This is a genomic window from Prochlorococcus marinus str. MIT 9201 (assembly GCF_000759955.1).
GTDB classification, from domain to species: Bacteria; Cyanobacteriota; Cyanobacteriia; order PCC-6307; family Cyanobiaceae; genus Prochlorococcus_A; species Prochlorococcus_A marinus_G.
Genome location: NZ_JNAL01000005.1, coordinates 120,243 through 145,955 on the forward strand (window position 1 = coordinate 120,243; position 25,713 = coordinate 145,955).

Annotated in this window: 36 protein-coding genes; 27 read left to right on the top strand and 9 right to left on the bottom strand. The window is 28.4% G+C overall.

Features of this window, described 5'->3' with window-relative positions:
* Positions 1-36 precede the first annotated feature (36 nt).
* Genes EU95_RS07455 through urtE form a run of 4 tightly spaced genes read left to right on the top strand, consistent with a single transcriptional unit; the run spans position 37 to position 3,776 of the window.
* On the top strand, positions 37-1,191 hold the full coding sequence (locus tag EU95_RS07455; protein WP_032521506.1) for an ABC transporter permease subunit: 1,155 nt from the start codon (positions 37-39) through the stop codon (positions 1,189-1,191).
* Complete coding sequence (gene urtC, locus EU95_RS07450) at positions 1,191-2,321, top strand: urea ABC transporter permease subunit UrtC (protein WP_032521507.1); 1,131 nt, start codon at positions 1,191-1,193, stop codon at positions 2,319-2,321. Before EU95_RS07455 ends, urtC begins: the two co-directional genes overlap by 1 nt.
* A complete protein-coding gene (gene urtD, locus EU95_RS07445) occupies positions 2,314-3,063 on the top strand; it encodes an urea ABC transporter ATP-binding protein UrtD (protein WP_032521508.1) in 750 nt (249 codons plus the stop codon). Before urtC ends, urtD begins: the two co-directional genes overlap by 8 nt.
* Before the next feature lie 2 nt (positions 3,064-3,065).
* Positions 3,066-3,776, top strand: a complete 711-nt coding sequence (gene urtE, locus EU95_RS07440; protein ID WP_025894429.1) for an urea ABC transporter ATP-binding subunit UrtE — start codon at positions 3,066-3,068, stop codon at positions 3,774-3,776.
* 32 nt (positions 3,777-3,808) lie between these two features.
* Here the strand turns inward: urtE and EU95_RS0108690 are convergent, their stop codons facing one another.
* The 4 genes from EU95_RS0108690 to EU95_RS07430 all read right to left on the bottom strand — a co-directional run bounded on the left by EU95_RS0108690 (position 3,809) and on the right by EU95_RS07430 (position 5,657).
* Positions 3,809-3,988, bottom strand: a complete 180-nt coding sequence (locus EU95_RS0108690; protein WP_032521509.1) for a hypothetical protein — start codon at positions 3,986-3,988, stop codon at positions 3,809-3,811.
* A 256-nt stretch (positions 3,989-4,244) separates the two neighbouring features.
* The gene (locus tag EU95_RS09710; RefSeq protein WP_193742425.1) at positions 4,245-4,418 is read right to left on the bottom strand and encodes a hypothetical protein; all 174 of its coding nucleotides are present in this window, start codon (positions 4,416-4,418) and stop codon (positions 4,245-4,247) included.
* 400 nt (positions 4,419-4,818) lie between these two features.
* Positions 4,819-5,133, bottom strand: coding sequence for a hypothetical protein (locus EU95_RS07435; RefSeq protein ID WP_025968001.1), 315 nt, complete (start codon positions 5,131-5,133; stop codon positions 4,819-4,821).
* Positions 5,134-5,255: 122 nt separating this feature from the next.
* Positions 5,256-5,657 (bottom strand): hypothetical protein, encoded by a 402-nt coding sequence (locus EU95_RS07430; RefSeq protein WP_032521510.1) that lies wholly within the window; start codon positions 5,655-5,657, stop codon positions 5,256-5,258.
* Between the two features lie 77 nt (positions 5,658-5,734).
* Here EU95_RS07430 and EU95_RS09715 point away from each other — a divergent pair, with 77 nt between their 5' ends.
* From EU95_RS09715 to EU95_RS07420, 3 genes are all read left to right on the top strand, one after another.
* Positions 5,735-5,884: a hypothetical protein gene (locus EU95_RS09715; protein WP_193742426.1), complete on the top strand. Its 150-nt coding sequence runs from the start codon at positions 5,735-5,737 to the stop codon at positions 5,882-5,884.
* A gap of 94 nt (positions 5,885-5,978) precedes the next feature.
* Positions 5,979-6,275 carry a hypothetical protein gene (locus tag EU95_RS07425; protein WP_012007619.1) on the top strand — a complete coding sequence of 99 codons (297 nt, stop codon included), beginning with the start codon at positions 5,979-5,981 and terminating at the stop codon, positions 6,273-6,275.
* 333 nt (positions 6,276-6,608) lie between these two features.
* On the top strand, positions 6,609-6,791 hold the full coding sequence (locus EU95_RS07420; RefSeq protein ID WP_032521511.1) for a hypothetical protein: 183 nt from the start codon (positions 6,609-6,611) through the stop codon (positions 6,789-6,791).
* Between the two features lie 23 nt (positions 6,792-6,814).
* Here EU95_RS07420 and EU95_RS07415 read toward each other — a convergent pair whose 3' ends face one another.
* The gene (locus tag EU95_RS07415; RefSeq protein ID WP_032521512.1) at positions 6,815-7,156 is read right to left on the bottom strand and encodes a hypothetical protein; all 342 of its coding nucleotides are present in this window, start codon (positions 7,154-7,156) and stop codon (positions 6,815-6,817) included.
* 360 nt (positions 7,157-7,516) lie between these two features.
* On the opposite strand from EU95_RS07415, the gene EU95_RS07410 reads away from it, so the two are divergent.
* The 6 genes from EU95_RS07410 to EU95_RS0108695 all read left to right on the top strand — a co-directional run bounded on the left by EU95_RS07410 (position 7,517) and on the right by EU95_RS0108695 (position 11,303).
* Positions 7,517-7,711, top strand: a complete 195-nt coding sequence (locus EU95_RS07410) for a hypothetical protein (protein ID WP_025931807.1) — start codon at positions 7,517-7,519, stop codon at positions 7,709-7,711.
* Positions 7,712-7,868: 157 nt separating this feature from the next.
* A complete protein-coding gene (locus EU95_RS07405; RefSeq protein ID WP_032521513.1) occupies positions 7,869-9,191 on the top strand; it encodes a Rieske 2Fe-2S domain-containing protein in 1,323 nt (440 codons plus the stop codon).
* A gap of 104 nt (positions 9,192-9,295) precedes the next feature.
* Entirely contained in the window at positions 9,296-10,084 is a 789-nt protein-coding gene (locus EU95_RS07400; RefSeq protein WP_032521514.1) for an ABC transporter ATP-binding protein, read from the top strand.
* Positions 10,085-10,089: 5 nt separating this feature from the next.
* Positions 10,090-10,269, top strand: a complete 180-nt coding sequence (locus EU95_RS09720; RefSeq protein ID WP_193742427.1) for a hypothetical protein — start codon at positions 10,090-10,092, stop codon at positions 10,267-10,269.
* Between the two features lie 151 nt (positions 10,270-10,420).
* A complete protein-coding gene (locus EU95_RS07390) occupies positions 10,421-11,008 on the top strand; it encodes a Crp/Fnr family transcriptional regulator (RefSeq protein WP_032521517.1) in 588 nt (195 codons plus the stop codon).
* A 4-nt stretch (positions 11,009-11,012) separates the two neighbouring features.
* Positions 11,013-11,303 carry a hypothetical protein gene (locus tag EU95_RS0108695; protein WP_032521518.1) on the top strand — a complete coding sequence of 97 codons (291 nt, stop codon included), beginning with the start codon at positions 11,013-11,015 and terminating at the stop codon, positions 11,301-11,303.
* Here EU95_RS0108695 and EU95_RS07385 read toward each other — a convergent pair.
* Positions 11,289-11,843 (bottom strand): ferritin, encoded by a 555-nt coding sequence (locus EU95_RS07385; RefSeq protein ID WP_032521519.1) that lies wholly within the window; start codon positions 11,841-11,843, stop codon positions 11,289-11,291. The genes EU95_RS0108695 and EU95_RS07385 overlap by 15 nt on opposite strands.
* A gap of 242 nt (positions 11,844-12,085) precedes the next feature.
* Positions 12,086-13,144 (bottom strand): ABC transporter ATP-binding protein, encoded by a 1,059-nt coding sequence (locus tag EU95_RS07380; RefSeq protein ID WP_032521520.1) that lies wholly within the window; start codon positions 13,142-13,144, stop codon positions 12,086-12,088.
* 95 nt (positions 13,145-13,239) lie between these two features.
* Between EU95_RS07380 and nth the strand changes: the two genes are divergently transcribed.
* Genes nth through EU95_RS07365 form a run of 3 tightly spaced genes read left to right on the top strand, consistent with a single transcriptional unit; the run spans position 13,240 to position 14,803 of the window.
* Entirely contained in the window at positions 13,240-13,893 is a 654-nt protein-coding gene (gene nth, locus EU95_RS07375; RefSeq protein WP_032521521.1) for an endonuclease III, read from the top strand.
* A 35-nt stretch (positions 13,894-13,928) separates the two neighbouring features.
* On the top strand, positions 13,929-14,588 hold the full coding sequence (locus EU95_RS07370; RefSeq protein WP_032521522.1) for an SDR family oxidoreductase: 660 nt from the start codon (positions 13,929-13,931) through the stop codon (positions 14,586-14,588).
* A 26-nt stretch (positions 14,589-14,614) separates the two neighbouring features.
* Complete coding sequence (locus EU95_RS07365) at positions 14,615-14,803, top strand: hypothetical protein (protein WP_025923092.1); 189 nt, start codon at positions 14,615-14,617, stop codon at positions 14,801-14,803.
* A 10-nt stretch (positions 14,804-14,813) separates the two neighbouring features.
* On the opposite strand, the gene EU95_RS07360 is transcribed toward EU95_RS07365, so the two are convergent.
* Positions 14,814-15,425 carry a PCC domain-containing protein gene (locus tag EU95_RS07360; RefSeq protein ID WP_032521523.1) on the bottom strand — a complete coding sequence of 204 codons (612 nt, stop codon included), beginning with the start codon at positions 15,423-15,425 and terminating at the stop codon, positions 14,814-14,816.
* Between the two features lie 183 nt (positions 15,426-15,608).
* Here EU95_RS07360 and pgsA point away from each other — a divergent pair, with 183 nt between their 5' ends.
* Positions 15,609-16,148 (top strand): CDP-diacylglycerol--glycerol-3-phosphate 3-phosphatidyltransferase, encoded by a 540-nt coding sequence (gene pgsA, locus EU95_RS07355; RefSeq protein WP_032521541.1) that lies wholly within the window; start codon positions 15,609-15,611, stop codon positions 16,146-16,148.
* On the opposite strand, the gene EU95_RS07350 is transcribed toward pgsA, so the two are convergent.
* Positions 16,122-17,042: an NAD-dependent epimerase/dehydratase family protein gene (locus tag EU95_RS07350; RefSeq protein WP_032521524.1), complete on the bottom strand. Its 921-nt coding sequence runs from the start codon at positions 17,040-17,042 to the stop codon at positions 16,122-16,124. The genes pgsA and EU95_RS07350 overlap by 27 nt on opposite strands.
* A 92-nt stretch (positions 17,043-17,134) precedes the next feature.
* Here EU95_RS07350 and hisA point away from each other — a divergent pair, with 92 nt between their 5' ends.
* From hisA to EU95_RS0108700, 10 genes are all read left to right on the top strand, one after another.
* Entirely contained in the window at positions 17,135-17,902 is a 768-nt protein-coding gene (gene hisA, locus EU95_RS07345; RefSeq protein ID WP_032521525.1) for a 1-(5-phosphoribosyl)-5-[(5-phosphoribosylamino)methylideneamino]imidazole-4-carboxamide isomerase, read from the top strand.
* A 78-nt stretch (positions 17,903-17,980) separates the two neighbouring features.
* Positions 17,981-19,597 (top strand): DUF3685 domain-containing protein, encoded by a 1,617-nt coding sequence (locus EU95_RS07340; RefSeq protein ID WP_032521526.1) that lies wholly within the window; start codon positions 17,981-17,983, stop codon positions 19,595-19,597.
* Between the two features lie 14 nt (positions 19,598-19,611).
* Complete coding sequence (locus tag EU95_RS07335; protein ID WP_032521528.1) at positions 19,612-20,166, top strand: thylakoid membrane photosystem I accumulation factor; 555 nt, start codon at positions 19,612-19,614, stop codon at positions 20,164-20,166.
* Positions 20,167-20,169: 3 nt separating this feature from the next.
* Positions 20,170-21,339: a hypothetical protein gene (locus tag EU95_RS07330; protein ID WP_032521530.1), complete on the top strand. Its 1,170-nt coding sequence runs from the start codon at positions 20,170-20,172 to the stop codon at positions 21,337-21,339.
* Positions 21,336-22,391 (top strand): hypothetical protein, encoded by a 1,056-nt coding sequence (locus EU95_RS07325; protein ID WP_032521531.1) that lies wholly within the window; start codon positions 21,336-21,338, stop codon positions 22,389-22,391. Before EU95_RS07330 ends, EU95_RS07325 begins: the two co-directional genes overlap by 4 nt.
* Positions 22,388-22,849 (top strand): Holliday junction resolvase RuvX, encoded by a 462-nt coding sequence (gene ruvX, locus EU95_RS07320; RefSeq protein WP_032521532.1) that lies wholly within the window; start codon positions 22,388-22,390, stop codon positions 22,847-22,849. The genes EU95_RS07325 and ruvX overlap by 4 nt, the downstream gene beginning before the upstream one ends.
* 26 nt (positions 22,850-22,875) lie before the next feature.
* A complete protein-coding gene (locus EU95_RS07315) occupies positions 22,876-23,412 on the top strand; it encodes a DUF3727 domain-containing protein (protein WP_032521533.1) in 537 nt (178 codons plus the stop codon).
* Between the two features lie 5 nt (positions 23,413-23,417).
* The gene (locus EU95_RS07310) at positions 23,418-23,912 is read left to right on the top strand and encodes a YqeG family HAD IIIA-type phosphatase (protein WP_032521535.1); all 495 of its coding nucleotides are present in this window, start codon (positions 23,418-23,420) and stop codon (positions 23,910-23,912) included.
* A complete protein-coding gene (gene proB, locus EU95_RS07305) occupies positions 23,909-24,991 on the top strand; it encodes a glutamate 5-kinase (protein ID WP_032521536.1) in 1,083 nt (360 codons plus the stop codon). Before EU95_RS07310 ends, proB begins: the two co-directional genes overlap by 4 nt.
* 19 nt (positions 24,992-25,010) lie before the next feature.
* Positions 25,011-25,713, top strand: a 703-nt coding sequence (locus EU95_RS0108700; RefSeq protein WP_032521537.1) for a UDP-3-O-(3-hydroxymyristoyl)glucosamine N-acyltransferase, incomplete at its 3' end; no start/stop codon positions are given.

Sequence of the window (25,713 nt, forward strand, 5' to 3'; positions counted from 1 at the left end):
TTTATTTTATATAATCAAATATTTTCTTTTTCTAAATTGGAGTTACTTCTCGATAGTCTTTTTAATGGTGTTGCAATCGGATCTGTACTGCTTGTTGCTGCATTAGGCCTAGCAATTGTTTTTGGTCTTATGGGTGTAATAAATCTTGCTCATGGAGAACTGATGATGCTTGGGGCTTACACAACATACGTAACACAATTAATTTTTAAATTACCTATATTAAAACCTTTCTACAATTCGTACATAATAGTTTCAATTTTTCTTGCTTTTATTGTAAGTGGAGTAGTGGGAATTCTTCTGGAAAAAACCATAATAAGGAAGCTTTATGGAAGTCCACTAGAAACACTTCTCGCAACATGGGGTGTAAGCTTAATTCTTCAACAATTTGTCAGAAGTGTACCTTTAGCTTATGGGACAGGTCTGGTTATAAGTCTATTAATTGGTTTATTCTTGCCATCAACATTCCCTTACAAAATAAAAGAATCAATAAATTTTAAATATTTTAAATTTAGTTCTTGGATATTTGCTGCTTTAACTGGAGTTCTTTCTGGTAGTCTGATTTCTTCTTCAGTAAGCAAACTTAGTAGAGCAAGTGCTCGTAATGTTGATGTAACAGCACCCTCATGGATGAGAGGTCAAGTAGAAATCATTGGCACTACATTTCCTAAAACAAGATTAATGATAATTATCATTACTTTAATCTCTGTAATAGCAATAACATTATTTCTTAATCAAAGTGCTTGGGGGATGCGCATAAGAGCCGTAACACAAAACCGAAAAATGAGTGATTGCCTTGGTATATCTACTGAAAAAGTGGATATAATTACTTTTGGAATTGGATCTGGTTTAGCAGGAGTTGCTGGGGTAGCAGTATCTCTTTTAGGTTCTGTAGGACCAAATGTTGGAGGAAACTACATAGTTGGTTGTTTTATGGTTGTAGTGCTTGGAGGAGTAGGAAATTTATTAGGAACAGTACTTGCTTCATTTGGAATAGGAATAATGACTGATTTAATTGGAGCTGGAAGGCTCTTATCAATATGGCCAGATATGCCTTTACCTTTATCAAACACAATCAACTTTTTTGCAACAACAAGTATGGCAAGAGTAATGATATTTGCACTTATTGTTATATTTTTACAATTTAAACCTACAGGTTTATTTCCTCAAAAAGGAAGGATGGTTGAAAACTAATGTCCTTAAGTAAAATAAAATTCAATAAAAAAATAGTATTGTCATTTTGGGTAATATTAATAGCTCTTATTATCGCGGCACCAACTATACTACCTGTATTTAGATTAAATCTTCTCGGTAGATACTTATCATTATCAATAGTTGCACTCGGAGTTGATCTTATCTGGGGCTATACAGGTTTATTAAGTCTTGGACAAGGTATATTTTTTGCACTTGGTGGATATTGCGCAGCTATGTATTTACAAATAAACAGTTCTTCTGAATTTCCAAATAATATTCCTGAATTTTTTGCTTTATATGGTGTTGAAAAGTTACCTTTTTTCTGGGAACCATTTAGATCGCCAGTTTTCACATTCTTCGCTATTTGGATAATTCCTGCATTGGTTGCAGGTTTAATTGGATTTCTTGTTTTCAGAAATAGAATCAAAGGTGTATATTTTTCTATACTCACTCAAGCCTCTCTCCTTGTTTTCTTTAATTTTTTTAATGGTCAACAAAAACTTATAAATGGAACAAATGGACTAAAAACAGATGTAACCCAATTTTTTGGACAGATGGTAGGTTCTGAGTCCATGCAAAGAATCTTTTTTTGGCTAACCGCCATACTAGTAATAGCCGCATGGTTTTTTGCAAAGTGGGTTGTTAAGGGAAGATTTGGAAATATTCTTATAGGAATACGAGATGATGAACCGAGAGTTAGGTTTACAGGATATAACCCAGTGATATTTAAAACAATAATATTTTCTATCGCTGGTGGACTCGCCGGAATTTCAGGAGCTTTATACACCGTTCAATCTGGAATAGTATCCCCTCAATTTATGACTGTTCCGTTTTCTATAGAAATGGTTATCTGGGTTGCAGTCGGAGGAAGAGGGACTTTGTTAGGAGCAATATTAGGAGCAGTTTTCATAAACTATGCAAAAAGTCTAGTTAGTGAAGCTTTACCTGCTAGCTGGATGTTCATTCAAGGGGGGTTATTTATCTTAGTCGTCACAGCATTGCCTGAAGGTGTTTTAGGATGGCTTCAAGGTGATGGCCCTAGAAATCTACTTCAAAGATTTGGTTTAAAAAGGAAGATTGAAACCTATCCAAGCTTAGAAGTTAACAATAAGGAGGGGAATAATGAATAATAAAAATCTTCTAAATTTGATAGATATCACTGTTAGTTTCGAGGGTTTTTTAGCTCTCAACAAACTTAATTTAAATTTAAGGAAAGGAGAATTAAGAGCTGTAATAGGACCCAACGGCGCAGGTAAAACAACATTTCTTGATGTAATAACTGGAAAGGTTAGGCCAACAAAAGGTGAAGTGATTTTCAAAGGTAAATCTTTAGTAGGTAGAAAGGAACATAAAATAGCCAGACTTGGAGTTGGAAGAAAGTTCCAAAGTCCAAGAATCTTTGAAAATCTAACAGTTAAAGAAAATCTTGAAATATCGGTGACGACTCCTAAAAGTCCCCTAAACCTTATAAATAAAAGTATAAAGGATGAGCAGCTTAATGAGATTGAACGTCTTATGAAGATTGTTAATTTAGGTCAAAAAGTTGATTCTAAAGCTGGATCTTTATCACATGGTCAAAAACAATGGCTAGAGATAGCCATGTTGGTAGGACAGAAGCCGGATTTAATGTTAGTAGATGAACCTGTTGCTGGTTTAACTGATGAAGAAACTGATCTTACAGCTGATTTATTAAAATCTTTATCAGGTGAAAATACCGTAGTGGTAATAGATCACGATATGGAATTTATAAGAAGACTTGATAGTAATGTTTCAGTATTAAATCAAGGAACAGTATTATGTGAGGGAACGATGGAAACCATACAAAAAGACAAAAAAGTTATTGATGTTTATTTAGGAAGACCTGAGGACTAGTTATGGAAAATTTACTGGAAATAAAATCGTTAAATACTTATTATGGCGAGAGTCACATTCTTAGAGATGTAGATTTAAATGTTAAATCAGGAGAAATGGTTTGTTTGATTGGTAGAAATGGAGTTGGCAAAACAACTTTATTGAAATCACTAATTGGCTTGTTAAAACAAAAAAAAGGCGATATTTATTTGATTGGTGAAAATATCAATAGAAAAGCACCTCATCAGAGGGCTAGAAAAGGCATGGCTTATGTCCCTCAAGGGAGAGAAATTATTCCATATCTATCAGTAGAAGAGAATCTTATGCTTGGAATGGAGTCTCTACCGGGTGGATTATCTAAGAACAAGAAAATAGATCCATTTATTTACGATCTCTTCCCAATCCTCAAAGATTTTCTTCAAAGGAAAGGAGGAGATCTTAGTGGAGGACAACAACAGCAATTAGCTATTGCAAGAGCATTGCTAGGCAAACCTCAACTTCTATTACTTGATGAACCAACGGAAGGTATTCAACCGAATATAGTTTTAGATATTGAAAATGCAATTAATCAGATAATTAGAGATACAGGAATTGGAGTTTTATTAGTTGAACAACACTTACATTTTGTAAGACAAGCCAATAGATATTATGCCATGCAACGCGGCGGTATTGTTGCTAGCGGAAATACTAGTGAGTTGAGTCAAGCAGTTATAGATAAGTTCTTAAGTGTTTAAATAAATTATTTTAGATTACTAAAAACTTTTATTCATTTTTCGCATCTTATAAGGTCTATGCTGTTTGGATGTTCATTAATATACTTATTAAATTCCATTGCCAGTGTTCTAGCCTCGTAAGCGTCAAAAGCATAAAAACAATTTTCTAATCTTATATTTTGAAAATCACGGTAATGCACTGTATATGGTTTCAACATATTATTTTTACTCATTTTAATTTCCTAAAAGGTAATTATATATATTTCAACAATGCATATATCCATAAATTTAAAGCACAACTTTTGTTGTTATCAAAATATATTGACTTAAATTATGTATTTAAAAATACTTTATTAAAACAAAAGTAATTAATCTATTTTTTTTCTATTTTTTGAATCTTGCTTTTTACCTTCTATTAAAAAAACAAATTTTGATAAAATATAACCAAAAACTGGAACCCAAAACTTTTCATAAAAAAATTTCATAAAATTAAGCAGCTAATGATTCGTTATCATCAATTTCAGTTTTATTAATGCTCTTCAAATCAATAGAATTAAATAAATGTTGTATGAGCAAAAAATCAAGTTCCCCTTTCAACAAATTAACATCGGATGAGAGTAAATCATCAACAAAATCATCAAAAGTATCTGAAAAAAGATTCACAATTAAAAATTTATTTTTGCTATTATCTTCGCATTAACAATAAAAGTCAACCAAATTTATATATTAATTTTTAAATTTTTTTGAAAATTAATGAATAAAGACTAAAAAATTAAATAATAAATTTAAACAAGCTAAACAAAAGATTTATATCAAGCTTAGGTTTTTTTAATTGAATTTCATTTAACTTACTTTTCTTAATTTTATATCTCTCCTGATTAGCGTTAACAAAACCACGACGCACAGATATACAAAAAAAAAATTTTTTATAGTTAATCACCAAACAATTTAATTTATAGAAAGACTATTGATGTGCTAATTCGAAAAGGATCACTTAAAAGATTTTTAAACGCGATAAATTTTTCATAGCAATCAAATTTGCTATTTATGTTTATTTTAAATATTATTTTTTAATTAACTCGAAGTAACCATTTTTATTTAATAAGTACTTATCAAACCAAAGGCTTAGTAGATTGTCTAATCCTATTCCATTCATTTTATTTATTTGCGAAGTCTTATAGTCTGAGAGTGCAAGCAATAAATACGGAAAAATCATATCAGAAACCCCTTTTGGCAGTTTTTCTAAAGGCACTCCATGCGCTCTATCCCATAAAATTTGCATGTCCTGAGAGAACAAAGAACTCCAATAGCTAAAATTACAATATAACTTGTCTGGAGGAAGGAGATTTACTGATAAAACTGGGAGAGATGAATTCATACGAATGAATACCTTAAAGATTAATTGAAATTTGTTTTTATGAAATGGTGAATAATTTTAATAAGTAAATACCCTATAAATACAAATAAAATTTAACGCACAGTACAGCACTTTGCAATACTTTAATAAGTTTTATACTTATCCATCATTTCTTGAAATTTAAGGAATGATAAAAATTTTTTATATGTTTGCAAGTCAAAAACCTCCTGATTTGCCTCATTTAAATGGGTTGATTTACTAGTAATAAAATGATTCCCTAATTTATTATCAATTGAGAATTTGGGATTATCTATAGAGTCACCTGAATTACCAGATAAGTTTTGTGAATTATTGTTATTTAGCTGATATGATTGAGTTGCTTTGCCTTTCTTTTTATTAAAAATACCTCTTATAGAAAGTGCTTCTTCCACCAAAATACTTATAATTTTTGAATTACTTAAATTGTTCTCTATGCTCAATTTATCAATTAACATCAAAACATCTTCTCGAGGAATAAAACCAACTCTTTTTTTCTTGGTAGGCATATAAAAATTAATTAAGGTTCAGCACTTGACTGTAATAAGTGTTGCACTATATTCATTATAAGTCAATTATAATACTAATGATTTTACCAACGACCTTACTCTTAGGAGCCCTTGGATATCTTTTCTATACCTCAAAAAGAGAACTTTCACTAGAACACCATGACTCTATAGAAAACCAAAAAGAGAATGATGATTTGTATAAAGATTTGGAAGATCTATTTATTTGAAATTACTGAATAGATATTAAAGAACTTTGTTTCTTGACTAAAGATTTACAAAACCTTAAACATTATTAAAATTAGAATATAGATATAAAAATCAATGACTGTTCATCAAGATTACGAAATAAAAATCAATCTAAATGAATTGATTGAGAAGAGAATTCCGTGTTGTGATTTACTTCATCCGGATCATTGTCTAACAGAAAAACAAGTCTCTGAGATTGCACATGATATTCGTATGGATTTAAATTTGCATGATCTTTATAAGCAAGTTGATCAACACATCATGAATTATGTAAATGCAGCTGGTATTGACAACAAAGATCATTGGGTTGAACCTCATCTTCCAGATTTGGAAAGAGACTTAAAAGAAGAAGTTGGTATAGAATTTGATTAATTTTTTTTCTACAAAAAAGATTAATATATATATTTTTTTTCTAAATCATCTATTAATTTATAAATACTTTTAGCTGACCTCTTTCTTTTTTTTAAAATTGTAAAAACTATAAATCCAATTAATACTGTAAAAATAGGTGTGAAAATAATAATCTCATGATTCATAACCACATAACAGAAGTATATTATTTAAGTTATTAAAAAGTTTGGATCAATAAAATAGGTACTTTATACAAATAATTCACTATAAACAATTAAGATTTTTTATAAAGAAGTTAAAGAACAAAAATTTTTTGTAAATTATGTAGATACTAATTTTAATTCAATAAAAATAATGTTTAATTCTTTTGCCTTAACAGTAACTGAGATGGGGATCGGTAAAATAGAGTTAGCAATTATCGGCGCAGTAATTTTAATATTTCCAATTTTATTTATTTATGCATCTAAAAACCTTGATGCTAAGGGAGTTTTCGAATGGATGATGGAGAAACCCAATGATTGGATAGGTAAAAAATAAGACTTTAACAATTTTCATTTTTTCTAGTTAAATTTTAAATTCTCTAAATTGCTAATAGCAAAATCATAAACCTGGCAATTATTTTCTAAATCATTAACTATTGAATTTTTTAGAAGAGAATAATCTATTAACTTATTGAGTTTATTATTTTTAAATTCCTTATTAGTTTCCCCAATAGCAAATGCCAAAGCTCCTTCATAAGAAATACCAAATTTAGTAGTGTTGCAATAAGTTCTAGTAAACTTGTTAGATATTTTTTTAGTATACTTTTCAAGAGTTTTAGAAGAAGTATCTAATGAGTAAACTGGACTAGTAAATAGAAGAAGCAAAGTTAAAATAAATATCGTAAAAACTCTTTTGATCATAATATTTCATAAATTGCAAATTTAATATAGTTTAGAATTTAACTCTGCCGACTATGTTTTATTAAAAATATAAAAATTTTTAAACCAAAACAACTATTTCATATTTTGGAAGATAAAAACTCTCTAAATGAGTATTTTATAGTTTGAATTTTTTTTGGTAGTTTTTTTAAAAAACGCCTAAATGCTTTTTGCATAGCAAAAAATCATTATCAATAATTAATAGATAACAAATAATATTTTGGTATTCAATAAATAATTATCCAAAAATAAGTAAATTTTTTATTAAATATATGTTTTGAGCTATGGAAATGTATTTAAACATGAATTAATGTCTAATTAAGTATTAAATAAAAAATTAATATGGCACTTCCAGAACTTATTTATGCTCCTATAGATGGCGGAACAATTCATAGATATGAAATAAGTGGTGGTAAGAGAAAATTCTTAAGATTTATAGGTTGTTATTTGGGTCAATGCAATTTCCACAAAAATATTGATGATGCTATTGATTACATAAAAAATTTAAAAGAATCCCAAAAGATACAAAAAACATAAAATAAAGATACACAGATACGACAGAGAATCAAAATTTTTCAATAACTATATAATTATTGCTACAAATAATAGAGAATTTTCTTTTTATAAGAAATTGATTATTTACTTGGGTTATAGTTCCGAAAGATAAACAGTCAATTAAAAAAGAAATTAATTTATGGAAAACAGACAAATTAATTTTTTTAAATCAAAAGACTTTAATACCGTTCTTAAGCCATTTAAAAAAGGAACGGTATTAAAAATTGACTCGTTTGATATTAGAGAAAATCAAAAAGAATTAAATATAGGTTTATTTGGTTGGTACGCAATTTGTCCCTCAAAAGAATTAAAAAAAAATAAGCTATATTATTTTTCTCTCTATGATGAACCCCTGGTTCTTTATCGAGATGAAAATAAAAACGTTAGGTGTATTAAAAATATTTGCCCACATAGAGGTGCCTCCTTTTTGGGAGGCACATTATCAGATGGAGTAATAACCTGCCCATATCATGGAGCTAAGTTTTCATCTGGGGGAAGTTGCCAGAATCTCGACAGAATAACTTGTAGCCACATAGTTGATAATAACTACGATAACTACGCTAAAAGAATTCATTTATCTCAATACAAAACCTCAGAAAAAAATGGATATATTTTTGTACATTTTTCTAAAAAATCTGAGACTGATTTAAATAATATAAGTGAAGATGCACCTATAAGTAACTACGAATTATATGAAAATGGGTTTTCACATAATGATTATGTCTTTGAGGAGGTATTAGTTGACTTCAAATGTGATTGGTCAAGGATTATTGAAAATCACCTAGATATCCTTCATATCTTTTGGGTTCATGGCGATACAATACCTGATAAAGATGTGAATAAAAACGTACTAGTTAGTTTTAACCAGAAAATTAGTATTGATCCAAAATACGTTGAAAGTATTTATTACTATAAGAATGACCCTACAAAAGAATTTATCCGAATAAAATTCATACCTCCAGGAAGAATATTAATTTACAAAGGTGATCCTTCATCATCAAGATATTTACAAGTTTTAGATCATATTCCTCTAGGAAATAACAAAGCAAGAGTAATAGTAAGACACTATAGGAAATTTCTACAAAATAAACTACTTAATAATCTCTTATTATTTAAAGAGACTCAAAGAAAGATTTTTTATAAGATATTCGATGAGGATTATATGATTTTAAAAACACAAACATATAATCATGATATGGGATTTATAAATAAGGATGAAATAAAATTATTGGGAGAGGATAGGATAATAAATTATTTTTGGAAATGGTATAAGAAGTCTGAGGATAAAGATGAACCATGGAAAAATATTAACAAAATCCAAAATCTTGATGTTTATGACAAAGTGATTTTGAAATATCCTCCTGAGATAAAGAAGTTAGAAATTGCAAATAATATAGATATTATTAGAAAAACATTTGTAAGATTTGCTGCTCCTCTTATATTTTTTATCTTAATTATATAATTCATGAAGAAAGTAAATAGACCTTCATGGTTGAATTGGCTTTATCTTTTTATATTTATCTTAAGCTCTATTCAGTTAATTATATTTTGGAGTAATAAGTTTTAGTGTTTAATAAATTTTGGTTTGACGCAAAAAATATAAATTGTTTTAAAAATGGCTTTAGAGTAATTAAAGATTTAAATTTAAAGATAGCGTATTCAGAAAATGTAATATTAATTGGACCAAATGGTTCAGGTAAATCATCCTTAATTGAAATAATTAATAGAAACATATACCCAGTAGTAGCAAATGAATCGAACCTGAAGATATTTGACAAAGAACTTATAAATTTATGGGAACTAAGAAAAAAAATAAGTACCGTAAATAATGACATAAAAAACAGAATAAATCCAAATTTACAAGTTTTTGATTTAATTTTAAGTGGACTATATGGAAGATATTGTTACGTACAAAATAAATCTGAAAGAGATTCATTTAAGGTGAAAAGAATCATGAAGAAAATGAATATATCTAATTTATCTAAAAAGAATTTTTCCTATTTATCAGATGGCGAAAAACAAATTTGCCTCATTGCAAGGGCATTAATCAAAAAACCGGAAATCTTAATCCTAGATGAACCAATTGCAAATTTAGATTATAAATCAAAGTTTTTTGTAGTTGATAAAGTTAATGAATTATCAAAATTAAATATTAAAATTTTATGCGTAACCCATGATATTTCAACGATTACAAAAATTTATGACAGAGTCATAATGCTAAAAGATGGCAAAATAATTGCTGATGGAGATCAAAATAAAGTGATAAATAGTGAAAATCTTAATAAGTTATATGGTATTCAAGTAGAGGTAACTAACAATAATGGAATCTGGAATATAAACAGATTATCTAAATAATAATTATGAAAATAGCTATCGCAATAGCAAGAAATACTAATTTTTTACTTTTTAAAAATGAATATGATTTATTTTTAAATGAAGAAGATCCACATTTAGAGCATACAATCTTGCCACCTAAAGATCGATCTGAGACGAATGAAGAACTTCCACAATTAATACAAACTCTATTTACGCTCATCTAAATTAAAAATTTCAACATTTCTATTTAAATTATATTCATAAAAAACTATGTAAAGAAAAACTTCAAATTTTATGATGATAATGAGAATCTATTGCAATAACAGTTTCTATATTGCATAATTGATAATAATTCTCATTATCAAATTTAAATTAATGAATTTCCATACTTATGGAGAATCTCCGACAAAGACAGTAAGGATAATAACTGGACAATCCGTTTTAATAGACCCTTCGTCAAGACCAAAAGGTACATGCCTAGAAGTTGAAAGTGGAATTGCTAGAGTTTACTGCCCATGTGAAGAAACAGAAGGGATGACACTTGCATTTTTACAATCAGGTGACCAATTAAGAACGGACCTTCTATGTAGTGAAGGTGTCTGTGTTGAAGCTTTAACAGATTTATCTTTTCATAGCAATGTAAATATTGATGAGAATATTGGTTTCGATGCAGTAAACGAATGGACATTGCAACTTCTTAGGATTAGACACTTAGGAAATGCAGAGCAGAGATTGCAAGCGTTGTTTTCAATACTAGTAAACCGTTTAGGCAGAAGATGTGGTCAATGGTGCGAATTACCTTTTAGGTTAACTCACGAGAGGATTGGTGAGTTAATTGGTTCTACTCGTGTAACATCAACAAGATTAATTTCTAAATTAAGATCATCTGAGTTACTAATAGCTCCTATTGGTACCCAAACAGTCAGTGTTGCGCCTTCATTTATTGAAACATCTCCGCTATAAAGATATGAAGGAATCACAATCACTTACTAACAACTTGTTAATGGAAGTTGATTTCTTGTCTAATAGACTCAGAAATATAAGGCAATCGTTTAAAACTACTAACAATAAAGCATTGAAAGAAAGATTATTTTCTGAAAATAAAAATATTTTTAAAAGAGTTAATGAGATTTACAAAATAGCTGAGCTCTTAAATAAAAAAAATAATGAGAAAATCAACTTTTCTAATTTACTTGTTGAAATTACCGAAAGGACATTGAATGAAAATAAATTCGAAAGAAATTTATTTTTTCTTTAATTCACTATCAATCAATAATATTGCTGAAGGTTGATTAGACGCAAACTTAACTTTGCCAAGTATGTTTGCAAATTCATCCTCTGATTTGGTTTGAGCTTCTACAATTGGGTCTAAAAAAACGTTAGTTCTTGTATCTGAAATTCTTTCTGAAATAGAATAAAGTTGTTGTAGGGAAGAAGTTAAGTCAGCCTCCATGTTGAAAGAATAAGAAATTAAATCCTCAATTGAATCCCATGTTTGAATAGGTGCGGGAAGTTCATCTAACTTAACGCTTTGTCCTCTTGCTATTAAGTAATCTGCAAATTTTTGAGCATGTTCCATTTCACCTTTTGATTCACTTAGAAAATGAGAGGCAAAACCGTTTAAATCCCTCTCTTGAAACCAGAGGTATATAGAAAAATATTGAATATTGGCATATCTTTCCATTGTTAAATGTTCAAAAATATTATCCAATAAACTATTGTCCATTGGCTGTGCAACAGCTCTTCCAGATGGGCCATAATTAATTAATTTCTTAATATTTAGATTATTTTCATTCATAGTTCAAAGGAAACTAAACAAATAATACAACATTTTGTATAAATTAGTAATTAATTAATACTTTAATTTAAATTAAATAATATGATAATGAAAATCAATCGCAATACTATAAATGAATCTAGAATACAGTTTTTATGAACTGCTATTAACTAATAAAATATATAAAAATAAAAAAAAGAAATGTAAAAAGAAAAAATGCTCTAATTGGAAGGGAAGGAAGTGTAATTGTCTATAAAAAAAATCTATATATACACCTTATATGCACCAGGAAATAAGAAATAATAACTATTTTTATTAATAGAAAGAGAACATTTATCACCATTATTTAGAAGATTATTAATATCAGTTCTTACTTTTAATATGTTTCCATTAATAGTTACTTTATATATAAGAAATTCTCCAAGAAATTCTTTGGACATAACAACTGCAGCACCATATTCTGATCTTTGAATTGAAATAAATTTAGGCGAAATTGACATACTTTTGATGTTTGTATTTTTCAAAAGCCCTGAACTATTTATTTCACCTAAACAAGAAATATATGAATTACCATTTTTTTTGAGATTAATAATATTATTACCCAAAATAAAACTACTAACAAATATGGACTTCGGATTATTTAGGATGTTAATTGGTGTATCAATTTGATGAATTTTCCCTTCATTCATAACGGCAACTTTATCGCAAATTGACATAGCTTCTTCCGGATCATGAGTAACCATCAATCCACTTGCATTAAAGCTTTTTAAGATATTAGGGAGTTCACTTCTCAATTTTAGTTTGACATGCATATCAAGACTACAAAAAGGTTCATCTAATAACATAAAATTTGTACCTGGCGCAAGTGCTCTCGCAATTGCTAGTCTTTGTTTCTGGCCTCCAGACAATTCATGTGGGTACCTTCTAACAAAACTATCAAGACCAACAACATTTAGTAAATAATCAACTCTAGATCTATCTTTTTTGTTTCTCAAACCAAACATTACATTTTCCAAAACATTTAAGTGAGGGAAAAGTGCATAGTCTTGAAAAACCATTCCAATATTTCTTTTCTCAGGGCTAAGAATTTTTTTTCTACTTGAAATTTCCTTATCATTTAGAGAAATAGTCCCTTTAGAGGGATATTCAAACCCTGCGATTAATCTTAAAAGAGTAGTTTTTCCGCAACCAGAAGGACCAAGCAACCCTAACAATTCGCCATTTTCAATCTTCAGATTAATTTTGTTTAATATCCAATTTGAATAATCTCGCTTATCATATTTATGATGCAGATCATCAATTATTAATGCATCATTTTTCACTAGATTCTTCTTATTTAAGTTTATTAAATTAGCAGAAAATATTAGCCTAAAATACCTCCTGTATAATTTTATACACCAATCTATTATTAAATTTAATGAGAAAGTCTGAAAGAGCGGAAATAATACGTAGGGAACTCAAAAAGCTATATCCATCGCCTCCGATACCCCTTGATCATACAAATGCATATACACTTCTAGTTGCCGTTGTTTTAAGTGCTCAATCAACAGATAAGAAAGTCAATGAATTAACAAAAAGCTTATTTAAGGTTGCAGATAATCCAGAAAAGATGATGAAGCTAGGTATTAAAGGCATTTACGAATACATAAAATTTTTAGGCCTATCTAATCAAAAATCAAAGAACATCTATAACTTATCTAAACTATTGATTGAGAAGCATAATGGTATCGTCCCAGATTCTTTTGAGAAGCTTGAATCCCTTCCAGGGGTAGGTCATAAAACAGCATCCGTTGTAATGTCACAAGTTTTTCAAATCCCCTCATTCCCAGTTGATACTCACATACACAGGTTGTCTCAAAGATGGGGTCTATCAAATGGAGATAGCGTAGTTCAAACAGAAAAAGACCTAAAAAGAATATTTCCTGTTAATGATTGGAATAACTTACATTTGCAAATAATCTTTTATGGCAGAGAATACTGCACGGCAAGAGGCTGTGATGGAACAAAATGTTACTTATGTCGTACTCTTTACCCCAAAAGAAAAAAGAAATTTATATGTAAAAAACCTTAGAGAATTAATATAATGATAGAGTTAGTTTTTAAATCATGAAAATAGCAATTACTGGTGCATCGGGGAAAACAGGTTATAGAATTTCTGAAGAGGCAGTTAAGAGAGGATATAAAGTTAGGCAAATTATTAGAAAAAATTCAAAAGTTTCAGAAGATCTAGAAAGTTTAGAAACAATTAGAGTTTCATTAGATAATAAAAAAGAACTTGATAAAGCTTTTAATGATATTGATGCTTTGGTAATTGCTACTGGTGCGAGAGCATCATTAGATTTAACAGGTCCTGCAAAGGTTGATGCATTAGGGGTATACAGACAATTAGAGAGTTGCAAAAGAGTTGGTATTAAGAGAATTATTCTAGTCAGTTCTCTTTGTAGTGGAAAGTTATTTCACCCATTAAACTTGTTTGGTTTAATTCTTATTTGGAAGAAAATAGGCGAAAATTTTCTACGAAATTCAAATTTCGAATGGACTATTATTAGACCTGGGGGATTAAAGGAAAATGAGGATATTAAATCAGAAAATATAAATTATTCAAAGGAAGATACTCAAATTAATGGATCAATACCAAGAAGATTAGTAGCACAATGTTGTATTGATTCTTTAAAAAACAAAGAATCCATAAATAAATTAATCGAAGTAACAAGTTCGAAAGAAAATAAAAAGATATCTTTTAAAAAAGCTATGCAAATGATTTAAAAGGTGTAAATATATAAAATAAAACAATGAAAATAAACCCAAAAATTGATGCATTACAATTAATGCTTACTGACTTAAGAACTAGAAATGAGCCAATAAGACATAAAGCTGCATTTAAAGGCTGTCAACCAGAATTTCAAAGTCTTGTATCAAGGTTAATAAAGCAGTTAGAGGAAGAATTAGTTGCTGAAAAACTTACTAATCGCGATAGTTAAAAAATTTAGATTACTTAAATGAAATTAAGTTATCGAATTTTGCTTGTTCTGAAAGTTCATCATATCCTCCAAAAAATTTATTATCCAAAAATATTTGAGGAAAAGTATTATGGCTACTTTGAGCCATTATTTTTTGAAAGCTCTCATCATTATCTATTAAATTAACTTCATGAGGGATAGATAGAGAATTAAGCAACCTAATTGCTCTTTTAGACCAAGGACAATCTTTCAAAATATACGCTTTTACACGTGATTCATTTTTTGATAAATCATTACTTGAGATATTAATAATTTTTTGTTCAAAAGAAAACAATAATATATCAGTTCCTTTTTTTACAATACATCCCTCTTCAAGATGCCCGCCAAAGACATTACAGCCCTCATCTGCAAAACTCAAATGTAAATGAACATCACCTTTATTAAAATGACCATTTAAAGAAACTATCTCTAAATTTCCCTCAAATTTATTTATCTCTTGATTTCCTGGGCATTGAATACAAACTGTTCTAAGATTACCAACCACTCCAGAAACATACCCGTATAAATTATTCGATAAAGAATATTCTTTAATTGAATTTATCAAATCAGATTCTGGAGATAGCTTTAGGCTATGTGGCTGCATAAGATATAGTTAATAATTTTGTAATATAAAACATCATCAATCATAAAGAGAAGTTGAGTTTATAATCTTTATGATTCAGATTTAAATTGAATTTTAGAATCAAGCATTAAAAACCATTTGAAAATCTTTCTGAAATTTAAGCTTGCTGAGAGTGTAATATATTTTTTATATACAAAAAATAATTTGTTATTAAGAATAAATCTTAAAAATTTAGCATTGAATATTCCCAACATATTATCGATATCTCGCCTTTTTCTTGTATTTCCATTAATACTTTTTTTAGAAATAAATTGGCCTTTTTATGTTTTTATATTGATTATTATTGGAGGTTTAACTGATTATCTTGACGGGCTAATTGCAAGGAAATTTAATCTTAAAACCAGATTAGGAGCTGTCCTTGATCCATTAAGCGATAAAGTATTCTATTTAATTCCTTTGATCTTCCTTTGCAAAAATAATTTAATACCTTTTTGGTCTTTGGCACTAATTTTATTTAGAGAATTAATCATCTCTAGCCTGAGGAATTCAGCAAAAGACGGTTTACCAGCATCTAAATTAGGGAAATTTAAAACATTCTTCTTTTTTATTTCAGTTATGACCTTCTTTTCACCATTAAAAATAAGCTTATTGAATAATTTGGCTTTAATCTTTTATTGGTTAGGTTTCATCCTAACTTTTGTGACTTTATTAGGCTATTTAAGAATTAAAAAGAATCTTATCTGAGTTTTCATCAAAGCACTCACTTTTTTTATAATTAAAATCATTCATAAAACTATCCTTTAAACCATTAAGTAAATCAAAAGATGGCGCCCACTCTAAATCACGTTTAATCTTAGAAATATCAGTCTGATAATGATTTAATCTAATTGGAAATCCCTTTCGAGATTTTGGATCTAATTTTTGATAATCAAATGTTTTTAAAGAAACCTCATTTTGGTTTAATCCAAGAACTTCTGCACAGAAATAAATTAACCCCTTAATCGTAACTCCTTTTTCACCAGAACAATTGTAAATATTATTTTTAGAATTTTCAAAATTTATGCACCTAATCAGTACATCAGTTAGATCAGAAACATGGCCTAGCTGAGTAATTAGAGATCCGTCACCGGGGATTGGGATGGATTTATTGGTAAATAATCTCTCAAAAAACCAATTTTCAATCTTATTATAATTTCCTGGACCATAAATATAAGTAGGTCTAAAACTTGTAAAGGGAATCTTGTTTTTTATCAACCAATTTTCTGTCTCAAATTTTCCTTTATGCCGACTTTCTGGATCTATAGGTTCATTTTCAGATAGGGGCAGTTCGCAATTGTCTTTATAAACTCCTGCAGAACTGACATATATATATCTCTTAAAAGAGTTATTTAAATTTTCTATAAGAAGTTTCGTTTGTGATAACTCTCGTCCAGAAATATCATAGACAACATCATACTTTTCATTTCTTAGCTTAACTATACTTTCTAATTTATTCCTATCACCTTTAATTAAATTTGTTTTTTCAGGATTGGATTTGTTCCCTCTCGTAAAAATATCAATATTATGATTTTGACTTATTAATTTTCCAACTAAAGACTTGCCAACAAATCTAGTGCCGCCCATTACAAGAATTTTCATATTAAAAAAATATTTAACTAAAGTAGTAATCTTAAATAGAATTACATACTGAATAGTACTACTAAGAAGTAATTAATGAAAAGGATGATTCTATGGAACTAATACCTGCAATTGATTTAATGAATGGTAAGTGTGTAAGGCTTTTTAAGGGAGACTTTAATAAAAGAAAAGACTTCACAAAAGAGCCTCACGAGCAGGCTAAATTTTGGGAAAGCGAAGGAGCAAAATATATACATATAGTTGATTTGGATGCTGCTAAAACTGGATCCCCAATAAACGATAAATCAATAAAAAAGATTGCAAAAACAGTTAATATTCCTATCCAAATAGGTGGGGGAATAAGGTCTCAAGAAAGAATAGAACAATTATTTTCTTATGGTATTGAGAAAGTTATCATGGGGACCTCTGCAATAGAAAATAAAGAATTAGTTAAAGACTTATCAAATAAATTTCCTGGAAGGATAATTGTTGGGATAGATGCAAAAGATGGAAAAGTTAGTACAAGGGGGTGGCTTGAGCATTCTAATATTCTAGCCACAGATTTAGTAAAGGAGTTTTCTTCATTTAAGATCGCTAGTTTTATTGTTACAGATATAAATACAGATGGGACGTTAGAGGGAACAAATGAAGGATTCATAAATAACATACTTGAAATTACAGATATTCCAGTAATAGCCTCAGGAGGTGTTGGTTCAATTTCTGATTTATTATCGTTAGTAAAATTTGAAAATTCTGGACTCTTTGGAGTAATTGTAGGTAAAGCTCTGTATGAAAATAAATTCACAATAAACGAAGCAAATAATGTATTGTCATCAGAGAGATTAAATGACTTTGATTTAAAAAGAAATTACTACGCTTAAAAGAGTATAAAATTGATTTAAGGCTGGTATTTGCAGTAATTGTTAGTTAATTTTGTATAAGAGATAAGAAATCTAGTCTTGGAATTAATTACAAAAAAATCGATATTGATTATTGCTCCAAGCTTAATAGCAGAATCTTTGTCGCTTAAGTTAACATCACTAGACCAAAATTTAGAAATTAATTTTAATAATGGGCAAAGTGATAAAACTCCGGATTTAATTATATGGAATGTTCTTAATTTCCAATCAGAAGATCTTATAAGGTTAGAATTATTAAAATTAAGAGAAAGATATAATGAGTCAAAGTTTCTTATAATTCTTTCTGGAGAACTTGTTTATGAAGCAAATACACCTCCAGCTTTAAATGCGGAAGGTTTTCTTTTAAATCCCAGTGCAGAAAAAGTTCTTGAATCTATTGATACCATTTTAAATGGAGGAAGGGTATTTGATATTGAAAATAATACCCGAGTTCAATTAAACAAATATAAGCCTCTCTCTTTTAGTCAAAAAATACTAACTTCAGGTCTTAAACAAATAGATTCTGAAATTAATTATATATTCAAATATGTCAATTCTGATTCAACACCAGATTTTTATAAATTCATTTTAAAAGGAAGATTAAGAGAACTTATTACAGCCAAATCTTTTCTAATTTTCTTATGGGGAAATTCATTAGAACTTTATACAGAGGCAGTTTACACTGAAAATAAAATTAATCTTGAAAATAAAAACACTGTATTCATAAAAGATAAAAACACTTCAGAAATATGGAATTTAATTTTAGATAGATTAAAAGAAAGGTATAGCTCAACTAACTTACAGGTTGAATTTAATAATTCATCCATAATTCTCTCTGGGATAAAAAAAGAATTTATTTCACGACTAATTTGCAAAATGTTAGATGAATTAGATAATTTAGTAAAAAATATTAAGGAAAATTATAAAGAGAAAGATTTTAAAGATGATTTAAATTCTCTTATAAAAGAGCTTAAAGTTAATACAATTTCAAATATCACAGACAGCTATTTTAGATTAAAAAAAGGAAGCGAATCTATTTCAATAAATGATTATATTTATAATGAGGTAAGTTGTGAAGAGATAGATAGAGAAGCACATGAATCAATAATGTTTATTGAGCCAATTATTAAAAATGAAGCTCTTGACTATGATGGAAAATTACTCCCTCTATATGAAACAGAATCGTTTTTGATCCTTGAAAATATAATTTCAAATTGGACAATAAGGAACTGTAATTTATTATCTTCTGAAATCTTTAATATTTGTTCTTCTTGGCCTGAATTAAGAACTGTACTTATAAATCCCGAATTACAATCAACAAGAAACTTTGAAAGATTTAGAAATAATATTAATAATTACAATCGATGGCATGACTATATTTATATGCCTATCTACTTGTATGAGAGTAAACGAGAATATATCGATATTATCGATAAAAAGTTTACCCGTTACTTTAAAAATGAAAATAGGGAGAAAGAATTAGAGAATCTAGAATGGCTACAAAAACAAGTTACATTCTTAGTTGAGATAAGAGATGCCGTAGCACCGCAGTTAGAAATTGCTGTAAAATATATCGGTGATCTTTTCGTAACTTTCCTTACAAAGGTTGTTGGCAAAGCTATCGGTCTAGTGGGGAAAGGAATCCTTCAAGGATTAGGAAGATCAAGTTCTAAGTAAGTTTTTAAACTTTAATGAAAATAATTCAATGGATCCTAATAGCATTAATTTTCTTAAGTCCATATAAAGCAAATGCCTCTAGAGATTCAGATAGTTACGATGGCAACATTTTTCCTATATATGCAGGTAATGGGGCTATAGTTCCTCCCCAGACAACACTTCAGGAATCATTAAAAAATAAAAGAGTCTCAGTTTTATTTTTTTATCTTGACGATAGCTCAGATAGTAAAGCTATGGCGCCGATAATATCTGGTTTAGATTTAATATGGAGAAATAATATAGATATCATTGCTCTAACTACAGATGAATTACAAGATAAAGAAAAGTCTGATCTTAGAAATGAACCTAATTATTATTGGAACGGATTAATTCCACAAACCATTATTTTAAATAGTGATGGTGAAGTTAAATATGATCAAAATGGAATGATAAATATCGATGAACTAAACAAAGTTATAGGAGAGTTAAAAGGAATTGATATAAATGATACGGAATTTTCTCTAGAAAGTTTTAATGAATACAACAGTATCATTTCTGAAAAAAAAGATATAAACAAAAATAAATTATAAAAAATGATATTAATTAATATCCTATTGTTACTTTTAATTTTTTTAATTCTTTCAGATTTATATATTAAAAACTCGCCCAAATCAAAGTTAAATCTGAAACCTGTAAATTACACAATCAAAAAAAAAGATGGTCTAAACGAACTAATTATTGATTTAAAAATATCTAATACAAGTAAAACAAAAGAGACGATGGTATCAAATATAAATTTTGAATTAGATTTTTTCAAGAGTAAAGGTAACGAATATTGCCAAAATTTAGACTATCAAGAAGATATTTATATAATCGATAATAATAAAAATAAGAATTTAAATAATTATTGGCCAACAACAATTATCAAGTCAAATTCGGAATTATCTGTAAGAATCATATATAAGTTTAGCAATAATAATTTTAGAAAAAAAATAAAATATCTATGGTTAAAAGTATTTTGGGAGAGCTATGGACATTTTGGTGTTTTAAATAATAAGGATTGTTTGTTAATTAATTTAGATGGTCAAAAACAAAGAACGAAAGAAGTTTTTGAAATTCCTTTAAATAATCAATATAAAGCTTTATCTATTCAAACTGATTTACTTGGTTGCTTTGATAACCCAGTAAATACTGTGATTGAATATTGTAAAGGAATTGTAGAAAAAAATGATATTTTAACAATCGGTGAGAGTCCACTAGCGATTATGCAAAATAGATATATTTCCCCTCAAAATTTAAAATGTAGTTTATTTTCGAAAGCTTTATGTTATTTTTTTCACCCTACAAGCAGTCTCGCAACAGCATGCGGCATGCAATTATTAATAAATAAAATTGGAGTCACAAGAATAACCTTTGCGTTATTTATTGGATTTATCTTCAAATTAGTTGGTTTAAAGGGTATGTTTTATAGGCTAACTGGTTCAGAATCATCCCTCATTGATGATATAAGCGGTACAGTTACACCTTACGACAAAAGTATAGTTATGGGTCCTCTCAATGCGGATTTATTTTGTAAAGAGGTCTCGAACCATCTAAATATAGATGTTGCTGTAGTCGATGTTAATGATCTTGGAGGTGTGAAAGTCTTAGCTAGTACAAATAAAACAGTAAATAAAATACTCAAAAAAAACTTAATTTCTAATCCAGCTGGCAATGGAGATGAAAAAACCCCTATAGTGTTAATAAGAGAAAAAAGTAAATGAAAAAAGATACCTCTTATTCTTTTAAATCTAAAAAAGGAATGGAAGTAACTTTTGAAGAACTCCATATAAGGCACATTAACCTTTTAATAGATATTAAAAATAAGGAATTGAATAATTGGTTTTTAAAGATGGCAATTATAAATACCTTTGATGACTTGAAAATTTTTTTAAATAATCTCAAGAAAAATAAAAATAAATGCATAATTGCTATATATGGAAACGAAATTATTGGTTATTTGAATATTTTCCCTTTAAACAAAAAAGAGACTTGCTTAAAAATATCTAAGCCCAAGTTGATTAACAACAATAGTTCCTTAACAGATAAACAATTAACTTTAGGATTGATAAAAAAATCTATCTCAATTAAAGACATCAAAACTTCAAGTTGGATAATTAACGCTGATATAAATAATGTTGACCTCATATCAACCTCAAGAGAATTAGGTTTTCAACCTTTAGGTGAGATAATCCACTGGGATGGCTCTGATCTAAATAAATCCATAAAGCAAAATACCAATGTCTATAAATTAATTAATGAATTCCAAAACGTTAATAAACAAAATATATTAAAAATAGTGAATTTCATAAGATCAAATCAATCTCCCTTAGTAAGAAATATTTTAGATTTTGATCAAGATGACATTCTTAAAAGAAATAACTCTAAAAGTGGTGCCTTAATATATGAAAATTCAGTTTTATGTACAATTTTAAAAGATATAAATTATCAAAACGAAGAAATTTATACTTTAACTATTAGTAGATATTGGGATAAGAGATTCAACTCTATTTTAAAAGAATTTATAAAAAGATTTTTTAAAAAATCACCTTTTTCATATTTAAAAACCTATAAAGAAAATTCTCAATTAAATCTTTTTCTCGAAGAATGTAATCTCAAAGAAAAAAATCAAGAGATAATTCTTATCAGGAACACAATAGTTAAGAATGAAGCCAAACAAGTAAATATAATAAATAAATCTTTGGAATCAATCTTTGAAAAATTAAGTCCACAAGGTAATCCATATCCATCTCCTTTTCCATTAAAAACAAAGTGAAATTTTGTAAACCCAAACCAAAGGCAATTTTGAGTTTGGATATAGGTACCAAAAGAATTGGATTAGCTTATTGTGATCCCCTCTGCATAACATCAAATATACTTCCAGCAGTAAAACGATTTAAAAATAATCAAGAGATTAAAATCATTAGAAATTATATAAATACATTTAATCTGACTGGGTTTATTGTGGGGATTCCACTTGATGATAAAGGTCAGATGACCACTCAAGCTATTGACTGTAAAAATTACGGTCAATTACTTTCAAATGAATTAAAGCTTCCATTCTCTTACGTCAACGAACATTGTTCAACTTGGGAATCTTCAGATAGATTTGGAATAAAAAAAGATAAATCTGGATTGATTGATAGTTTTTCAGCAAAAATAATACTTGAACAATGGATCGAAGAGGGTCCTGAATTAGAAGAAATAGCTGGTAAACTTCAGATAAAATATTAATATTAAAAAGTATAGATAATTTTTAAATGAAAGAAGCAAACTCAAATGATAATTATGATGCACAGACTCTTTTATTAAATGACTCAAATGGAAACGAGCTATTTTGTTATCTTGAACAATTAGTAAGTGTTGAAGGCCAAGAATATGCTTTATTAACTCCAGTTGATACCCCAGTAAGTCTTTTTAAGATAAATGAAAAAGATGAACCTGAATTAATTGAGAAAATAGATAAAAATGAACAAATACTAAAAAATGCTGAAGCAGTTCTACAAGAACATGATTTGAGACTTATTAGATCAGCCGTTACATTAACAGTATCAGGAGAACTTGAAGAACCAATTTACGATGAATTAGAAGAAGATTACGTTGATGATGATAGTGAGAGTTATGAATTGCTTGTTAATTTTAATCTTTTTGACCAAGAATATGGCTTATATATTCCTTTAGATCCTTTTTTTATTGTGGGTAAATTAAAAGAAAAAGGTGCCTTATTAGTTGAAGATGATGAGTTCGATAAAATTCAACCTTTGATTGAAACTGAGCTTGAAAAAAGTAGCTCTTAAAATAAATGAGATCTATCCTAAAAGTCAATTGGGATTCAAATTTACCAATATATATGATTTCTCAATCTGAGTTGCAAAAAAAAGGAATTAATTCATTATTGCTTGACGTAGATGGGACTCTAGTAAATAGAAAATCAAATATAGTCCCAAAAGCTGTAAAGAATTGGATCATAGAATCTAAAAAACTTTTCTCCTTATATTTAATAAGTAATAATCCATCAAATAAAAGAATCGCAAAAATAGCGAAAGAATTAAATTTAAGATATAGACACAATGCATCGAAACCAAGAAAAAAAGTAACTTTGTCTGCTATCAAAGAAATTGGCAGAGAGTCAAAAAATATAGCCATTATTGGCGACAGAATTTTTACAGATATTATTGTTGGCAATAGATGTAATATAAAAACAATATTAGTTAAGCGATTAAATAGAGATGGCTTGCCTATAAAATTTAATTTAACTTTGACAATAGAAAAATTAATTTCTCATTTTATAAAATGAAAACTTGGGTTATAAAAATTGGTACTAGTATTTTAAGAGGAACAGAGGAAACATCTACAGAAGAAGTTATTGAAACCCTTTCTAGATCCTTTACAAGTTTTCTCTCAAAAGGAAACAAATTAATCTTAGTAACTAGTGGTGCCGTTGGATTAGGTTGCCAAAAATTAAATATTAAAACGAGACCAAATGATCTAAGTACCCTTCAAGCTACTGCAGCGGTAGGTCAAGTTAATTTAATGGCCTTATACGATAAAGTATTTAATAAATTAGGTCATAATATTGCTCAAATTTTAATAACTAAAGCTGATTTCAATTCACGAGAATCCTTTAATAACGCTTCTAAAACTTTAAAAAAATTAATCGATTTGAATGTTATTCCAATAGTAAATGAAAATGATACCGTAGCAAATGAAGAGCTTAAATATGGAGATAATGATACCCTATCTGCTTTAGTTGCCTTAGCTATAAATGCTAACAAACTTATTTTATTAACCGATATTGAAAATCTATACTCAAAAGATCCACGTAATAATAAAGATGCGCTACCTATTAAAGAAGTTCATAATAGTGAATTAAAAGAAATTAAAGATAAAAACATCCAAAACTCAAAAAATGAATGGGGAACAGGGGGAATATCTACAAAATTAATTTCTGCAGAAATAGCAACAAAAGGAGGAGTTGAAGTCCAACTGGTTGATGGAACTAACAATAAAAACTTAAGTGAAATTTTTAATGAAAATAAAATTGGAACTCTATTTTATCCAGTAGAAAAACCTATAGGAAACAAAAAAAGTTGGCTTTCTCATGCAATTCAAACAGTAGGGAAAATTACTTTAGATGATGGAGCTTCTTTTGCAATTAAAAAAAAAGGTGCCTCACTTTTAGCGGTTGGTGTTAAAAATGTAGAAGGAAACTTTACGATTAATCAGGCAGTTAAAATCGTAAATACAAATGATAAAGAAGTTGCAAAAGGTTTAGTATCAATAAGTAGCGACAAATTAAGAAGTATCTTAAATAATAAAGAAAATACTTACTCCTCGATAATTGTCGTGCACAGAGATGTTCTTGCTCTCTCTTAGTAAAAATTAAAAATGAAAAATGCTTTTAAGTGATTTAGTTAATCTAATAAAAAAAGGAAATTCAAATTTTATTAGTGCCAATATTTTTGAAGATATATATATAGAAGAGGCTGCGTCATTAGTTGATGCAGTTAAACATCAAATATCTTTTTTAGAAGAAAATAATATTCTTAAAGAAAAATTAGATCAAACTAAAGCATCAGCAATAATAACTACTAACAACGATGAAATCGTTTGTTCCCTAAAGGAACTCAACATATCGAACATAATCGTTAAAAATCCAAGAATTGCATTTGCAGAAGTATTGGATTGTTTATATAAAACTATCAATTTCAAACCAGGAATTCACGCTTCAGCGGTTATAGATAAAACGGCAATAATTGGAGCAGATTGTCATATTGGACCTAATGTCTATATTGGAGAAAATACTGTAATAGGTAACAATAATCATATTCTTCCTGGATCATCAATTTTAGGTAATGTACAAATAGGAAATAATAATATAATTCATCCAAATTGTGTTATTTACGAAAATACCACTTTAAAAAATAATTGTGTAATTAATTCAAATTCTGTTATCGGATCAGAGGGATTTGGTTTTATTCCTAAAAATGGCAAATGGTTAAAGATGCCTCAAAAAGGTGGTGTAAAAATAATGAGTTTTGTAGAAATTGGAACGAATTGTTGTATTGATAGACCCGCAGTTGGATTTACTTTTATTG

What these genes read in the sequence shown, in the direction of transcription:
- urtC (WP_032521507.1), top strand. Translation starts at nt 1,191, where the DNA reads ATGTCCTTAAGTAAAATAAAATTCAATAAAAAAATAGTATTGTCATTT.
- urtD (WP_032521508.1), top strand. Translation starts at nt 2,314, where the DNA reads ATGAATAATAAAAATCTTCTAAATTTGATAGATATCACTGTTAGTTTC.
- urtE (WP_025894429.1), top strand. Translation starts at nt 3,066, where the DNA reads ATGGAAAATTTACTGGAAATAAAATCGTTAAATACTTATTATGGCGAG.
- EU95_RS0108690 (WP_032521509.1), bottom strand. Translation starts at nt 3,988, where the DNA reads ATGAGTAAAAATAATATGTTGAAACCATATACAGTGCATTACCGTGAT.
- EU95_RS07435 (WP_025968001.1), bottom strand. Translation starts at nt 5,133, where the DNA reads ATGAATTCATCTCTCCCAGTTTTATCAGTAAATCTCCTTCCTCCAGAC.
- EU95_RS07430 (WP_032521510.1), bottom strand. Translation starts at nt 5,657, where the DNA reads ATGCCTACCAAGAAAAAAAGAGTTGGTTTTATTCCTCGAGAAGATGTT.
- EU95_RS09715 (WP_193742426.1), top strand. Translation starts at nt 5,735, where the DNA reads ATGATTTTACCAACGACCTTACTCTTAGGAGCCCTTGGATATCTTTTC.
- EU95_RS07425 (WP_012007619.1), top strand. Translation starts at nt 5,979, where the DNA reads ATGACTGTTCATCAAGATTACGAAATAAAAATCAATCTAAATGAATTG.
- EU95_RS07420 (WP_032521511.1), top strand. Translation starts at nt 6,609, where the DNA reads ATGTTTAATTCTTTTGCCTTAACAGTAACTGAGATGGGGATCGGTAAA.
- EU95_RS07415 (WP_032521512.1), bottom strand. Translation starts at nt 7,156, where the DNA reads ATGATCAAAAGAGTTTTTACGATATTTATTTTAACTTTGCTTCTTCTA.
- EU95_RS07410 (WP_025931807.1), top strand. Translation starts at nt 7,517, where the DNA reads ATGGCACTTCCAGAACTTATTTATGCTCCTATAGATGGCGGAACAATT.
- EU95_RS07405 (WP_032521513.1), top strand. Translation starts at nt 7,869, where the DNA reads ATGGAAAACAGACAAATTAATTTTTTTAAATCAAAAGACTTTAATACC.
- EU95_RS09720 (WP_193742427.1), top strand. Translation starts at nt 10,090, where the DNA reads ATGAAAATAGCTATCGCAATAGCAAGAAATACTAATTTTTTACTTTTT.
- EU95_RS07390 (WP_032521517.1), top strand. Translation starts at nt 10,421, where the DNA reads ATGAATTTCCATACTTATGGAGAATCTCCGACAAAGACAGTAAGGATA.
- EU95_RS0108695 (WP_032521518.1), top strand. Translation starts at nt 11,013, where the DNA reads ATGAAGGAATCACAATCACTTACTAACAACTTGTTAATGGAAGTTGAT.
- EU95_RS07385 (WP_032521519.1), bottom strand. Translation starts at nt 11,843, where the DNA reads ATGAATGAAAATAATCTAAATATTAAGAAATTAATTAATTATGGCCCA.
- nth (WP_032521521.1), top strand. Translation starts at nt 13,240, where the DNA reads ATGAGAAAGTCTGAAAGAGCGGAAATAATACGTAGGGAACTCAAAAAG.
- EU95_RS07370 (WP_032521522.1), top strand. Translation starts at nt 13,929, where the DNA reads ATGAAAATAGCAATTACTGGTGCATCGGGGAAAACAGGTTATAGAATT.
- EU95_RS07365 (WP_025923092.1), top strand. Translation starts at nt 14,615, where the DNA reads ATGAAAATAAACCCAAAAATTGATGCATTACAATTAATGCTTACTGAC.
- EU95_RS07360 (WP_032521523.1), bottom strand. Translation starts at nt 15,425, where the DNA reads ATGCAGCCACATAGCCTAAAGCTATCTCCAGAATCTGATTTGATAAAT.
- EU95_RS07350 (WP_032521524.1), bottom strand. Translation starts at nt 17,042, where the DNA reads ATGAAAATTCTTGTAATGGGCGGCACTAGATTTGTTGGCAAGTCTTTA.
- hisA (WP_032521525.1), top strand. Translation starts at nt 17,135, where the DNA reads ATGGAACTAATACCTGCAATTGATTTAATGAATGGTAAGTGTGTAAGG.
- EU95_RS07335 (WP_032521528.1), top strand. Translation starts at nt 19,612, where the DNA reads ATGAAAATAATTCAATGGATCCTAATAGCATTAATTTTCTTAAGTCCA.
- EU95_RS07330 (WP_032521530.1), top strand. Translation starts at nt 20,170, where the DNA reads ATGATATTAATTAATATCCTATTGTTACTTTTAATTTTTTTAATTCTT.
- EU95_RS07325 (WP_032521531.1), top strand. Translation starts at nt 21,336, where the DNA reads ATGAAAAAAGATACCTCTTATTCTTTTAAATCTAAAAAAGGAATGGAA.
- EU95_RS07315 (WP_032521533.1), top strand. Translation starts at nt 22,876, where the DNA reads ATGAAAGAAGCAAACTCAAATGATAATTATGATGCACAGACTCTTTTA.
- EU95_RS07310 (WP_032521535.1), top strand. Translation starts at nt 23,418, where the DNA reads ATGAGATCTATCCTAAAAGTCAATTGGGATTCAAATTTACCAATATAT.
- proB (WP_032521536.1), top strand. Translation starts at nt 23,909, where the DNA reads ATGAAAACTTGGGTTATAAAAATTGGTACTAGTATTTTAAGAGGAACA.